The sequence below is a fragment of the Streptomyces sp. Ru62 genome (assembly GCF_002920615.1).
In the GTDB taxonomy this organism is placed as follows: domain Bacteria; phylum Actinomycetota; class Actinomycetes; order Streptomycetales; family Streptomycetaceae; genus Streptomyces.
This window is the reverse complement of the sequence record NZ_PQSU01000068.1, coordinates 1-14,037: the sequence shown is the minus strand read 5'-3', so window position 1 is coordinate 14,037 and position 14,037 is coordinate 1. Positions and strand designations below refer to the sequence as shown.

Sequence of the window (14,037 nt, the reverse complement as noted above, 5' to 3'; positions counted from 1 at the left end):
TGCTGGTGCGGATGCGGGAGGAGGCGGGGTATCGGGAGGGCGCCGAGAGCCTGGCCCGCCGGGCTGCCGCCGCGGGTGACACGGGTGCGCTGACGGTGCTGGTGCGGATGCGGGAGGAGGCGGGGGATCGGGAAGGCGCCGAAACTCTGGCGTGCCGGGCTGCCGCCGCGGGTGACACGGGTGCGCTGGCCGAGCTGGCGAGGTTGCGGCATTGGGCCGGAGAACGGAAAGGCGCCGAGATCCTCTACCGTCAGCTCGCCGACGCTGGCAAACCTGTCTACGGCAGCACACGGATATGGTGGCTGTACGGGTTGGACCCGGACGGTTCGCCCACTCCTCCCTGGCAGTGAACAGCGTACCCAGCCAGCAGGTATGCACGCGAAGACACCCGTCGCGCTGTTCCGGTGCCTCTGTGACGGAGCAGTGACGCGATTTCGTCTTCCGAGCACGAAGTGCGGTGGCTATCCTCACCTTTCACGTGCCTCGTCTTGCGCGTGCTGCGGCCGGGACCCACCTCCGGGCCGAGAGCGAACCGAGCGGCCGCTCGGAAGACGCAGAGGATGGATGGTGCTTCGGGAACGCACGTGACGTCCATGCACTTGGCACGCCGTGGTGGGACGGCACCGCCGGTGCACTGGAGCAGTCATGACGAAACCGAACATCACCCACCAGCAGCGCATCGCCAAAGCCCTCCACCACAGCGTGGGGTGCGGCTATCAGGAGGCATTGCGGCGTGTCCGGGAGGCCGACGCGGCCGGCCGGCTGCCCGCCCGGCTGGATGCCGCGGGACGTGCGGCAGCCGTCGAGTTCCTGGCCCAGACCGTCACCACCGCGGTCACCGCCGCCGCGACCCGGACACAGCCCGCGCCGCAGCCCCCGCAACCGCCGTCGGCACCCGGCGCCTTGTCCTGGGCCGGCGGGGCTGCACCAGCCTCCCTCGCCCCGGGAACGGTGACGGGTCTGGTGTCCCTTCCGACAGCCGGCCGTTCGACGCTGGCCCTGAACATCGCTCTCCACCACGCCCAGGCCGGCACTCACGCCCTGTTCACCTCGGGAGAGATCTCCTTCCGCTCCTTGCAGCACAAAGTCCTCGCCGCTCGATACGGCGTCGATGTCCGCCGGCAGGAACCGCCTGGCGGCTGGGCCGCCTTCAAGGCCACGGTGCTTTCCGAGATGAAGGATCTGCCCCTGGCCCTGCACGGCGCACGCGCACGGAGCAGCGTGCGCGACAGCCTCCGCCGCGGCCTGCTGGCCGCCGCAGGCGCCAACCGCAAGCTGAAACTGTGGATCGTCGACTCCGTATGGCACTTCAGTGACCTCACCGACGACGGTCCGGACACCGCCGCGACCATGGCGGAGCTCCGCTCTCTGGCTTCCGAGTACGGCCTTGCCCTCCTGGTCACATCCAGGGTGGTCACCGAAGACCCGGACGAGCCCGTCACCGCCACGCACCTGCCGGCCGGGATGGCGAAGTACAGCGAGCAGGTCCTCGTCCTTGACCGGCCAGGCGTCTACTGGACCCACACACCCTCGACCGCGGCCACCCTGCGCCAGCTCACCGGCCCCGCGCCAGGCCGGGCGATCGAACTCGAACTCCAACCCGATCACTGCCGCTTCGTTCCGGCATGACACATCCGCCCAGGCCAGCGGTTCACATGTGCCGTGCCGTTCAGCATCTGGTGGTTGCCGCCCTCCGATCCCACCCAGCGCGGACGGCCCCCAGGGGGCCGTCCGCGGCCTGCGCTGACCGGCGGCGGCCTGCTGGCGGGCCCCGCACCGGGTGAGAGTGCGGGGCCCAGGGGTGCTTCGGACGTCGGCCGTCAGGCACGCCGGCGCGCAATGCGCGCCCGGTGCACGAGGGGGATGCCGAGGCGGGCGGCCACGGTTCTCTCCAGGTCGGAGACGACGTGGTCGGGGGTGGCGCTGCTCAGCGGGATAACCCAGTACTCGGCCCACTCCTCTTTCTTCGACCTGGTGCGGCTGACGTGCTGGTTGAGCCTGGTCGCGGCGGCTCCCCGGGTCAGCAACCTGGTCGGAGCAGTCCTTCCGCAGTAGCAGGCGAGGCCCTCGCGGTTGACCACGATGTAGATGGCCTTGACCTCGTAACCGGAGTTCCCGCCGACGAGGATCGGCTCTGGCCGTTCCTCGACGAGCCACTGGCCAGCGAGCTGGGCGAGCATGGCGTACCGAGTGTCAGTGATGGCGACGACGCCCGTCCAGGTGCTTACGGTCATCCGCGCGGCTTCCGCTCGCAGATTTCCCCGAAGTCCTCGGCCATGTACTGGAGGTGGTTAGCGGAGGCTTCGACGGTCTCCCAGGAGAGCTTGTCGGTGGTGCCGTTCTTCTTGCGCAGCGTGATCAGGTCGTCGAGGCGGTTGGCGGACACGGTGAGGGACGCCTGAAAGTCCGTGAGAGCCCTCTCCTCGCGAGCGGTGCTGGAGAGCCCGCTCGTCCCCCCCTCGGGGTTGAACCCGTGGAGAGCGGCGAGACGGAGGTGGGCGTTGAAGTCGCTGCCCTTCCAGTCGTCGTGCTCGACCAAACGTCCGTTGGTCCACCAGCGCGGGCGCAGACCGCCCCGGATCCGCTTGATCGCGTCGGCGAGGACCTGCGGTCCTTCCTCCCTCTCGAGGACGGCCTTGATGACCGTGCCGACGCTGGCGCGCATGACCGTGTGGCTGACGATCTGCTCGGCGGAACCGCCGGGGGCGAGGAGGTTCCCGCTGGTGACGAGCGCGACCATGGCGAGCACGCCGAGGAGCAGCTTGGCGGGGATGTCACCGTTTTCGGCACTCTGGAGAAGGTCGTCCACGGCCTGGTCGTTGTCGACGTTCTCGACGGCCCACTCGTGGTCGACGAGGTCCTTCCACAGGCAGCCGCTCTCCAGCGCGGTGCGCACCGGCTTGATGCCCTCTCCGAGGAAGGCGGAGTACGAGCGCAGGCCGAGCTCGGTGACCAGGCCGCTGCGGCCAGCGAGCTGGAGACTGCGCTTGTCGAGCTTGGCGGCCATGATCGCGTTCAGCCTGGGCTCCTTGCGGGTGAGCTGCTGGGCGATGATCGCGAAGCGAAGGTCGCGGAGGGCAGTGAGGCCGAGGGTCTTCATGGGGTCGGTGATGTCGACACGGCCGAGGAGAACGTCCTTGACGGCCTGGTCGTTGTCGCCGAGCTCCCCGGCGTCGAACAGGGCGGTGACGGTCTCTTCGGCGGTGATGCCGTTCTTCGAGGCACCCACGAACTCCTTCACCCCGATGTTCATGCGCATCAGCAGCGAGCGGACCGCGGCGGGGAAGCGCTGCATGCTCATGCTCGGGTCGTCGTCGGTGTAGCCGATGACCACCTCCACGGGGACGGTCATGGCGTTGAGGAGCGCGGCGGCCTGGTCGCGCTTGGCGCGGGCGGCCTTGCTCCTGCCGGAAGCGGCCTCGATGTCGCGGTACGCCTTCTTGATGACCTCCCGGACGAGGCTGCGCCGGTCGGTGAGGGGAAGGCTCATGAGGTACGACGGGAGCAGCGAGGGGCGTTCCTTGTCCTTGGCCGGGCCGATCAGGCCGGTCGGGGCCGGGACATGGGCGGTGCAGGATGCCCAGCGGCTGTTGCCGTCGACAATGCCCAGGTCTTCGGCAGGGTGGCGCTCGGGGTTGAGGAAGACGACAGGGACGGCCGTCAGGGTCCGTTCCACGATGCGCCGGCCGACTTCCTGCTTGTTCTGCTCCTTCACCTTCTTGGATGCCCGGTCGACGGCGTCGAGGAGGGCGTCCATGGAGTCGGTGTATACGAGGGCGGCGTCGGTCTCGTGCGCGGTGGGCATGGACAGGACCCGCTGCCGGGCACCGGTATTCGGGTCGGCCGCGTATTGGGCCTCGTCGAGGAGCCGGTCGTTCTCGATCGCGGGGGACAGCATCAGGGTGTACGCGCGGTAGTTGATGACGGTCAGCCAGCCGGTCTCGACTCGGCGGAGCTCCGGGCGGAGGTCGGCGAGAAGGTCCGGTTCGACCGCGCTGTACGCGATCCGGAGAATGGCGTCGTCGGTGAGCTGGACACCAGGCCGATCCTTCTTGAGGGCCTTGATCGCCTTGGCGGTCTGGCTGACCGGTACGACGCGGTGCTCGAACGGCGTGGAGCGGTCGCCGGAGCGGATGTCGATGACCTGGACCTCGGGCAGGTCGTCGGGGGTTTCGATGGTGCTCACATGGCCTCAATCTGGTGAGCCGGCGCGAGGCGGGCTCGCGGCCGGTGATCGGCGTACGCGAGCAGAGCGCCATCGAAGCACAACGCACCCGTGCCCGCCCCGGTGAGGACCGCGGTCCGTCGCTGGGTTGACCCGGCGTCGCTTCGGTGGCCTGGAGGCGGATCCAGGTACCCGCCCCGTGAGGTGCGGGCGGCGTACTCGGGTCTTGACGATGGAGACCGCGGTCTTCACCGGCTGCGCAGCAGGCCGCCCTCGGCGGCGGCGATGGGCAGGACCATACACCTGTCCAGGTGTGCGAAGCAGGGGAATTGGCGAACTGCCGGCCCAGCCGGATCCAATCTGCCTGTCCTCGCCTAACGGCCTGTCGGGGCGCGGCACCCCCGCTCCGTTCGCCGCTCGGGCGGTTCCCCGGGGGGCGCGCCCTGTACGACCCGCGCCCCGGCGGACCCCGCACACCCGGCTCGGGCGTGAGCTGCCGTTTCTGCTACTCCGGCGACACGCCCTCACCACGGGCCCGACGGCCCCGACCACGGCAGGTCCCCGGTTGCGCCATCGGGCGCAGCCGCAGAGGACGGACGTCTACAAGGGCAGGGTGCCACCGCCGAGGGACGCCGTCGCGAGGACCGCCGTGAGCTGGGCAGGCCCGATTTCGGCACCGAACAGTCGGCGGGCGGCACGGAAGAGTTGCGGCAAGACGTCGGGCACCCTGCACGGCGCTGCGGCCGAGGCTGGCCGCGCGGTCCGCCTGTACGCCGAGGTCCTCGCCGCGGCCCGCGAGGCGGGTCGTAGTACGGCAGCGGGGCCGACGGCGTTCGGACGCTGAACCCTTGGACGGGATGGTCGTTCAGCGCCGCGTGGGGCACCCGCGAAACCCCGTATGTCACCCTCGTACTGCCCGAGATGGTCGTGGTAGTGGGGGTCGACGTTGGCCAGAGACAGCGCCGACCGCTGGCGGCACCCCGCCCGGTGGTACCGGGCCCGCCACGACCTCTCCGCCACCGACGTCCCGCCATTCGGACCCGGCTCGGGAGGCTGACCGTCGTGTTAGGGTGCGGCGCCACGGGGAAGCGCCGCACCCTGCCGTCCAGGGTAACGACGGTGATGCCCGGGCGCGTTGCGTTGCGCCGCACCCGGCTCACCGCTTAAGAGGTGAGCCACCTTTGATGGATGGCGCCGATGCTGGCGTGAGTGATCAGTGCGACAACGGAGCGAGGCCGCGCGGCGGTATCACCTTCCAGTGAACGTGCCGCGCGGGCCCCCCTATGGGCGGTCCTGCCTGTTGGCCAACTCGTCTGGTGCGTCCGGTGACGGGCGTACTGTCCTCTCGCTCGCCACAGGGGTGGGCTTACGCCCTCCGTCCTGGGTGCCGGCGTTCTTGCCGTCCCCGACGCCCAAGAGGAAAGCCAGGATGAGGACGGCAGCCAACGCCGCCGCGATACCACCGGCCAGGTCACCGCCGGACGGCTGACGATCGACGCCGGCACTGATGAGCGGCTTGCGGTACACGAGGTAGCCGATGAGGCAGCCGATCGCCACAACGAAGCCGTTCACGGGGTCGATGTGCAGATTCACTGAGGCCCTTTGCGATCCAGGGGGCCAGTTTCGAAGGCCCCTGCGCTTGAGGCCCTTCGAATGTGCGCCTGTCACCAGGCTGTTATCTGCTTGGTATGCGAAAGGTCACACCCGAAGGGCTTTTTTTGAGCCCTCGGTCCGGTGCAGACCTTGTCGACCAGGATAGGGCATCCAACTGGGCTGTCCGCACGCCACATTGGAGCATGGGCGACGTCTGGTCCGATGGGGGTGAAGGTCGGCGTCGACGTCGCCCGTGACGGCCCTCATTGGTGCTTCGGTGAGCCGTGTCAGCCGCCGATCACCGCGGCCGCCGCGAGCTCGGTCCCAGCAGGCGGCCCTGGCACGGGTGCGCCGGAAAGCACCGGTCCACCGGTGCCGGACACGGCTGATGACCGTGCTGCGGCGCGAGGGCGCCAACGCGGTCCGCAGACGGCTGCATCGCTGCCACCGAGGCCCGAGCCTGGACGGGGCGTCGACGGCGAAGGCCTGCGCGCCGTAGTCCAGGGGACGCTCGCTGCACACAGGGTGCTGCCTTCACAGGTGCGCGAGGGCTTGAGTGCGGACCCCATTCGTCGCTGAGCTCCATGGTCAGGGCGTTCCACGGTCCGTAACTCCCCTGCTGCCGCAGCTCTCGGCGAGGCCTTACCGCTGCACTGCTTGGGCGCCTTCCAGAGCTGCCGGGAAGGTTCGCCGATCGCCAGGGCGGGGGAGGGGCGAGAGCGAGTTCTCAGCGGGCTCGGACGGAGGCTCCGTAGGTGTCGGTCTGGCGGAGTACGGCCACGTCCTGTGGCGGTGCCGGCCATACCTCGATGAGGTACCACTCGGTGACCTCGTCCGGGGCGAGGTCGATGGCGGTGTCCCGGCCGCGGGCATGGATGCGCAGCCGGTAGTCGCCAGGGCCGGCGAAGGAGAGCACCGGCAGCGCCTCGTCCAGGTCGTCCATCAGCCCGCGCACCATCAGCTCTCCCGACACCGAGTGCAGGGACACCTCGACGATCTCCTCCCACACTTCGTCCCCCGCCTGCGGGGCTTGAGTGTGGCAGGTGACGGTGACGTCGACGTCCCCGGTGTGAATGCCGGTGTGGATGGTGGCGATGCCGTCTTGCACCTCGATCAGGCCGTTGTGCTCGCGAGGCAGATCGGGGCCGGCGGGGCCGTCCTCGTCGCTGATCTGGAACTGGTGGTACTGCACGGGCACAAGCTGGCGCCCCTGCTCGGCCTGGTCGCTCATGGAGTGTTCCTGGGTGATCGAAGACGTGGTCAGGGCTTGATCCAGACGAGGAACCTATCCTTCTCCAGGACCCGGTTGCAGAGGTAGAAGCGGCCAAGGGCCTTGCCGCCCTCTTCATTCTGCTTGCCGTTGATCACGCGCCAGCTGAACTGACCGCCTCCGGTACGAGAGGCGGGCCCGGGTCAGGCCAGGGAGGCCTGCTTCGCCAGCGCGGCGAGGGGGAGCGCCGGCCTTCTCCACCACGCGCAGCTGCGCCCAGTCGACCTCGGGGTACGCGCCGGGGATCGCGTCGATGGACGCCCTGGGCGGCCTGTCCCAGTCGCCTTCGCCGCCGGCTTGATGTCCGGCCGTCCCCCTACCGCGCCCGCCACGGCCGCCTCTGCCTTTCCTCGGCCCTGGGCCGTCGTCGGCCGTCCCGCCCGTCGGCTGCCTCCGCCGCGCGGCTGCGCCAGGCGCGCTCGCCGCCGCCGGTTGGTTCACCCTCGCCGTCGCGTCCTGCCTGTCGGCCGTCGTGCTGTCACCCCGGGCCGCGCTCGCCCTGTCGGTCATCGGCCGCTACTGGCCGCCGCGGGCCGGCCGCTACGTCGGCTGTCGTCGGCTGCCGGCTGTGAGCCGTCGGCTGCTGGGTCGGGCGCCCGCCGGTTCCTGTCGGCACCGTTCGCCCGTACCCGCCGCCGCGCGCGCGTGCCGCCTGTCGCCGCCGCCCCGCTGTCGGTCCTCGGCTGCGCCGTCCCGCTGCCTGCCGGGAGTCCTGGGGGCGGCGAGCTGCCGGCAGGCCGGCCGCATCGCTGCGACTGCGCGCCGGTTTCCCGGTTGCCGCCGCTCGGCCGCGCTGGTGCCGTGCTTTCGTCCCGCCCGCCTCCCTTCTGCCCCCGCCCGCGTTCCGCCCGTGTCCCGTCCGCGTGGGCCGAGCCGGCTGTGCCGGTCCCGCCACTGCCTGCCGTGCCGCAGCCCGCGCCGGGCTGCGCCTCCTCCCGTCCGTGCCCGCCGCCGCCCTCCGCGCCTCCGCGTCGAGCCCCGGCTGCCCGGAGAGCCTGCGCCCGTCCCGACGTGCTGGTGCATCCCGCCCGGGCCCCGGCATCCGTGCTGTGCCGGTCTGCTGCGCCCCGTTGAGCCGCCACCGCCTGCTCGCCGTCCCAGACTCCCGACGCCTGCCGTCCCCTGGCCTGCGGCCGCCCGCCGCCGCCCACCATCCAGCTTCTTGGTGCGGGTCCTCCCGGGTCGGTCTCCACGGGGCTCCGAGAAGCGGTGTTGTCAGTGGGTTCTGCCAGGGTGTGCGTCGTGGACGAACTGGTGGAGCGTGTCGACGAGCAAGATCGTGTGCTGGGGGTGGTGGTCAGCCGTCGGCAGGCCGTCCGGGAGGGTTGGCTACACCGGGTCGCCGTGACGGTGTGTCGTGATGAGCGTGGGCGGATCCTCGTCCACCGGCGGTCGGAGCATCTGTCGCGCTTCCCCGGGCTCTACGAGGCCGTAGTCGGTGGCGCCGTGGATGTCGGTGAGTCCTATGAACAGGCCGCCGCGCGGGAGCTGGCCGAAGAACTGGGCGTTCGTGTGCTGCCGCGCCCGAGCCGCTGCCGCGCCCGCGCCGGGCCGCCGACCCGCTTCCTCCCGGCCGCGTGCCAGGCCGTCTCGCCGGGCCGCTGGCCGGGCCCGCGCAGGCCCGCCCGGCCCCCCGCTGCGCCCGGCGGCCGTGCGCTGCCGGACCCGGAGACTGCCCGGCCCGGCCCGGCCCGGCCCGGCCCGGCCGCGCCGCCTCCGCGCCCGCCGCCGTCTCCTCCGCGCCCCGCCGCTCCCCGGTCGCCTGGCGGGCCCGTGCCCGTCCCGCCGTGTTCGTGCATTCCCGCCCGCGCCGGGGCGCGCTGTTCCCCGCCCGCTCGTGCACGGGCCGCCGCGCTGTGCCGGCCTGCGGCGTCTCATCCCGCCGACCTTGGGCCTGCGTGCGCCGTCCCGCCCGCCGTCTGTCCGGCCGCCCGGGTCGCCGCTGCGCCCGAGCCGCGCCGCGCCGCCGTCCCGCGTCTTCCCGGTCGCCCTCGGCAGTCCGGCCGCCACCGCCTGCGCCGTCAGCCACCGGCCGCTACTGGCCGCCGCGGCCCGCGTCGCCCGTCGTCGGCTGTCGGCCGTGAGCCGTCGGACCATCGGCTGCCGGCTCGTGTGCCTGCCGGTTCCTGTCGCCACCGTCCGCCCGGCCGCCGGTGCCGTGCTTTCGTCCTGGCCCGTCCCTCCTGCTTCCGCCGGCCACCGCGCCGCGCTGGTCGCTGGCCGCCCGGAGGCTTGCGCCGACCTGCGGAGGCCGGGCCGATCAGCCGTCCCGCGTCCTGTGGCCGTGCCCCGCCCGTCCCGGCGGCCTTGGCCTGTGTCCGCCGTCCCGCCCGCCGCGCGTCCGCCCGCCGCGGCCCGGCCCCGCCCGAGCCGTTGCTGCGCCCGCGCCGTGCCGCTGCGCCACCGTGCCGTTTCCTTGCAGTCGCCTTCGGCAGGTCCGGCGGCCACCGCCGCCCGCCGTCCGGCCCTCTCCGCATCGGACCGGGCCCCCGGGCCGTGTCGTGCCCGCACGCCTCCCAGCCTCGCGCCGGGCCTCCCGGCGGCGCGCCAGGCCGTCTCGCCGGGCTGCGTCGTGCCCGCACCGGCCTCCCGGCCGCGCGCCGGGCCGCCTGCCGCGCGCTGGACCGCCTCACACCGGCCGGGGCTCGCGCGGGCCTTGACCCCGCGCCCTCTGCGCCCGGCGGCCGTGCGGTGCCGTGCCCGGAGGCCCGTTGCCCGGCCCGGCCGCCTCGCCGTCGGCGCCCGCCGCCGTACTTCCCGTGCCTGCCGTCCTGTCGCCCCCGGCAACGCCACGCTCGCGCCATGCCCGCCCCGCGCCTCGCCCCCGGCCGTCATGCCCCGCGCCCCGTGCCCCGGCCGCAGTGCCACCGCGGCGCTGTACCGGCCCGCGCGCCCCGTCCCGCCGGGCTGGGCCTGCGTCCGGCTGCGTCCGTTCAGGGGGGCGGTGCAGGGTGCTTGCCGAGACGGGTATGCCCCGGGGGCCGTCTGGTCGCGCGGGGGAGTGGAAGGTGGGCCGCCCCTTCGTGGCCCGCAGTCGGCCGCGCAGCCGCGCGAGCTCCACAGGCCCGGGCGGGCGGTGGCCTCATCCGCGGTCCCCGCGCGCCCGCCGCCGCGGACGGCTGCGGCCCCGGGCCGGGCGCTGTTCCTCTGCGCTCGGTGACGTCTTTGGACCCGATCAGGAGCGCTCGCCGGCAGGGGCCGGGGCGCGCCGGCACGCGCCTGCCGCGGCGGGGCCGCGACGAGGGGGCATCTGAGCGTGGACACCACAGGACGCGCCGCTCCGTCCGTCAACGCGTGCTCCGTTGCTGGGTCGTTGCCCGGCCCGGTCGGCCGCCGCCCGGTTGCCCGCCCCGCGGCCCCCGCCGTCCGGCCGCTGTGCCCGCGTCTGCGCTCGTCGGCCGGGCCGCGTGCCACTGTGCCGCCCGGGCGGGTCCCGCCCGCGCTGGGCCTGGCGGGGCGTGCGGTGTTGTGCCGGGAGGCCGTGCCGCGCACGGTCCGGCCCCTCCACCGTCCGCCCCCGCCTCCCTGGGCGCCGCCGCCTGCCGCTGTCCGTCCGCGTGCCGTTGGCCAGCCCGCGTGCCGCTGTCCAGCCCCCGTGCCGTTGGCCGTCCGCGTGCCCGCGGCCCGCCGGGCCGCGCCCCGGCTGCCGGCCGGACCGCCGTGCTGTCCGCGCCGTGCGTCGGTCGGCAAGCACCGCGATGCCCGGCGGCTCACGCCCGCCGCCCTCGCTCCCCGGCCCGAAGTTCGATCTTTTCTCTCTCGCCGCAGCCGCAACCGTCGCGCGCCGCCTCAGGCGACAAGGCAGGTCGGATCATCCGGTAGGGATCCAGCGAGCTGGGCTCGGGATGAAAGCCGTGTCGTGTGTACCAAGTGCGCAGGTCGTCGTGCAGCGGTCCGGGCTCACGCCAGGAGGGAAAGGGTGCTGCCGCCAGACCAACGGGTGTGCCTGGAGCGTGCGCCAGCACGGCGTGCAGCAGCCGGGTGGCGTGCCCAAGGCGCCGGTAGCGCGGATCGACTCCGATATGGCTCACCCACAGCAGGTCGCCGTCCAGGGCGTCGAGATAAGCGACCCGCTCGGTCTGCGTGCGCAACTCCCAGACCAGACGCGGCGCGTCTGCGCTGACCCGGACCAGACATACCCGGTCAACCACCTGTTACCCCCTTTTCGATTCCATGTTCGGTCGGGGTTACCAGCGTATGCCGAGCTGGTCCAGCGCATCGCGTCGTTCGGGGGTGAGCTTGTCGGCCCGGCGCCGGGTGTTGTCCAGGAACGTCCCGAGCTTGATGTCGACCGCTTCGCCGTCGACGTCCAGGCGCTCGATGTGCTTGCGGGCGGGGCGCAGGTGTCCCTCGCGGTCGTGGAACTGCCGCGCGGCGCGCAGGTTGAGCGCCCACTTGTCGTCTGCGGTGAACTTGCCGGGCCGGGCCTCGGGGCCGGCGGGCTCCAGCCCGAGCGTGCTCCAGAGGAGCCACTGCTGCGCGGGGGACAGCTTGTCCCACCCCTGCCGCTGCGCAACGACCCACGCCCCGAGATCCTCGCCCTGGACCACGAGTTCACCGGCCACCTCGGGCAGGGTGCCCCCAGCCTGTACGTGGATGCGGGCGAGGGTGAAACAGCGCTGCCACGCCACGCTCCACCCCAGCGGGCACCACGCCGGATCGATGGCCTCCAACGCCGCCAGACGGCTCTCTGACAGCTCCCCAGCGCCCACAGGAACCGTTTCCCCGGCAGCGCGCCGCTCGGCGTTCTCCATGGCCCTACGGGCCTCCGCACGCCTGTTCTTGGCCCACACCCCGATCGGGTAACCGCCATCCCCTACCGCCTGGACCGGGGGCAGGAAGTGCGAGTGCGCGGCGGCCCACGACCGGGCGACCGTGAGACCCTCCTCCCACGCGACGTCGTAGTGGGACCACACCATGCCCAGCTTCTCCAGCTGCTTGACGCGGGAGGCTTCCAGAGTCCCCGCGTTGTAGTACCGGCGTTGATCGGCCACCCACCGCCCCAGCGGGAAACCCGCGGCCGCGCCGGCCGACTCATCCTCGGGCATCACGTAGTCGTACGGCACCCGCAACTGCCCGCCGCCCCTCTCGCTCCGCCACCGCGTGGCCGCCGCGATCCCACGCCGCCAATACGCCTTCTCCGGATCGATCACCCGCAGACTCACGAACTGCGCCACCAACGCGGGATCGCGCGGACTGCTGAACCGCAGCAGGCCCGCCGCTGCCTGGCTCACCCACACGTCATCCCCGCCGCCCTCGTCCGCCTCGCGATCGTCCCCGGCGCCCTGGTCCCCGTCCTCGTCCGCCTGGTCCTCGCCTTCGGCGCCATCAACCCCCAAATCCAGCTCCGACAGGGGCACTTGGGTGTACTCGTCACCGGTCCGGCGTCCGCTGCGCTGCCGTGGATCGGCAAGAGCCTCGATCGTGTCCGCGTCGTGCGCCCGCAGCGCCCCAAGCACCTTCGCCAGGGTCCCGTAGGCATCCGACGTCAAAAGGTCATCGACATCCTCATCCTCACCGAGGAATACCGGCACCACAAGTGAAGCCAGTTTCCCCTCTCCCGGACTCAAGCGCAGGGCACGCCCGACCATTTGCACGATGTCGACCATAGACCCCCGCGCATCGCAGAAAGCGACCGCGTCACACTGCGCCGTATCCACGCCTTCCCCCAGCACTTTCACAGAGCTGAGAACACGCACCGCCGCACGAATATCCGACCGGGCACCACCGATGAAATCGGAGGCGAATTCGGCCAGCACCTCACGCCGATATCCCGGGGCGTGGTCCCCGTAGAGCCAGTCTGCCCAGACCCGCTCAGCCGGCGGGAAGGTCTCCGGGGCGTCCTCGGCGAGCCGCGCTGCCACCAACGGAACGCCCCGGGCCATCGCCTCCGCCTCCGAGATCCGGCTGTGGAAGGTCAGGATGCGCCGCATACGCTCCTGCGCGGCCGCCGTCAGCAGGCCGGTCTGAAGGGCCGCTAGCCGCGCCCCGCGCACCCGATCCGAGCCGCCGGCCTCGTCGGTGAGGGCGGCGTACAGAGCGGGGTCGCGGATGTCCAGGCACACCACCTGATACGGCGCAACGATCCCCCGCCGGACCGCCTCACTGAGCTTGAGCTCGTACGCCACGGGCCCGAACACAGGCGAGTCCCGGTCCATCGATGCCACCAGCCGGGGCTGCTCCCCTTCGGCCTCCCACACGCGGGGCGTGGCGGTCATGTAGAGCCGTCGCACCGCTGGAATCCGCGACTGATGGTGCACCGCCGCCCACGGCTTCATGCCGTCACCACTTGTCCTGTGGGCCTCGTCCACGATCATGAGGTCCCACACGGGCAACCCCGCCTCGTGCGCCCGCTGGAGCTTGCCCAGCCCCACCGCCGCGTAGGTCGCGAACACCGTCACCTGCTCCAGGTCCCGCACCCACGAAAGAAGTTCATCCGGGTCGGTGGTACACGGGATGCCGTCGGACTCCTCGGGCCGCAAGTCGCACACCCCGACCATCGCGCCCCGCCTGCCGCCCCGGCGCCATGCGCCGGCCATCTGGGTCAGCAGGTCCCGCGTCGGCACCAGGACCAGCACGCGCCGCGCGGAAAGCCGCCGCGCGGATTCCACGGCGATCAGCGTCTTACCCGATCCGGTAGCGGCGATTACCTGCGTTCGCAGTCCCTCCGGGGGGATGCGTCCTCCGGGTGGGTCCTGAAGGTGTTTCACCACGGCGTCTACGGCTTCCGGCTGATGCGGTCGCAATTCCAAGTGAGGCATTCAGAGACCCGCTTTCTGCTCTGCTGTGAAGAGGTGACGAACGGAAGTTTTCCGTTGGCGGCAGTGGAACTGACGGACCGGTATTTCCTCCGCTATGGTGAGGGGAGGAGCCGGGGTAGGGGGTGCGTGCTAAGCCCAGACTCTATCCTGGAGGTGCGTCATGACGCACGACGGTTGCGGAAGGTTCGTCAGATTGGTTTGTTCTGCTGTCATGTGGGGTGTCGGGGTGGTAGTCTCCTGCTTGTTGG

General features: G+C 72.1%; 7 protein-coding genes and 2 pseudogenes. 3 read left to right on the top strand and 6 right to left on the bottom strand.

Annotation, left to right across the window (positions count from 1 at the left end):
- Together C3492_RS45075 and C3492_RS43215 are read left to right on the top strand one after the other, a co-directional pair.
- Positions 1-350 (top strand): annotated as a pseudogene (locus C3492_RS45075) (hypothetical protein); the annotation flags it as partial.
- Positions 351-645: 295 nt separating this feature from the next.
- Positions 646-1,629: a DnaB-like helicase C-terminal domain-containing protein gene (locus C3492_RS43215; RefSeq protein ID WP_103818044.1), complete on the top strand. Its 984-nt coding sequence runs from the start codon at positions 646-648 to the stop codon at positions 1,627-1,629.
- 191 nt (positions 1,630-1,820) lie between these two features.
- Here C3492_RS43215 and C3492_RS43210 read toward each other — a convergent pair whose 3' ends face one another.
- The 4 genes from C3492_RS43210 to C3492_RS43185 form a co-directional block, all read right to left on the bottom strand.
- A complete protein-coding gene (locus C3492_RS43210; RefSeq protein WP_103818043.1) occupies positions 1,821-2,234 on the bottom strand; it encodes a hypothetical protein in 414 nt (137 codons plus the stop codon).
- Positions 2,231-4,186 carry a hypothetical protein gene (locus tag C3492_RS43205; protein WP_103818042.1) on the bottom strand — a complete coding sequence of 652 codons (1,956 nt, stop codon included), beginning with the start codon at positions 4,184-4,186 and terminating at the stop codon, positions 2,231-2,233. The genes C3492_RS43210 and C3492_RS43205 overlap by 4 nt, the downstream gene beginning before the upstream one ends.
- Positions 4,187-5,446: 1,260 nt before the next feature.
- The gene (locus C3492_RS43190) at positions 5,447-5,758 is read right to left on the bottom strand and encodes a hypothetical protein (RefSeq protein ID WP_103818040.1); all 312 of its coding nucleotides are present in this window, start codon (positions 5,756-5,758) and stop codon (positions 5,447-5,449) included.
- Positions 5,759-6,485: 727 nt separating this feature from the next.
- Complete coding sequence (locus C3492_RS43185) at positions 6,486-6,989, bottom strand: hypothetical protein (RefSeq protein ID WP_103818039.1); 504 nt, start codon at positions 6,987-6,989, stop codon at positions 6,486-6,488.
- A gap of 1,281 nt (positions 6,990-8,270) precedes the next feature.
- Here C3492_RS43185 and C3492_RS43180 point away from each other — a divergent pair.
- A pseudogene (locus C3492_RS43180) lies at positions 8,271-8,549 on the top strand (NUDIX domain-containing protein); the annotation flags it as partial.
- Positions 8,550-10,738: 2,189 nt separating this feature from the next.
- Here the strand turns inward: C3492_RS43180 and C3492_RS44405 are convergent.
- Positions 10,739-11,179 (bottom strand): GNAT family N-acetyltransferase, encoded by a 441-nt coding sequence (locus tag C3492_RS44405; RefSeq protein ID WP_146075809.1) that lies wholly within the window; start codon positions 11,177-11,179, stop codon positions 10,739-10,741.
- 36 nt (positions 11,180-11,215) lie between these two features.
- Positions 11,216-13,789: a DEAD/DEAH box helicase gene (locus C3492_RS43175; RefSeq protein WP_103818038.1), complete on the bottom strand. Its 2,574-nt coding sequence runs from the start codon at positions 13,787-13,789 to the stop codon at positions 11,216-11,218.
- Between the last annotated feature and the right edge of the window lie 248 nt (positions 13,790-14,037).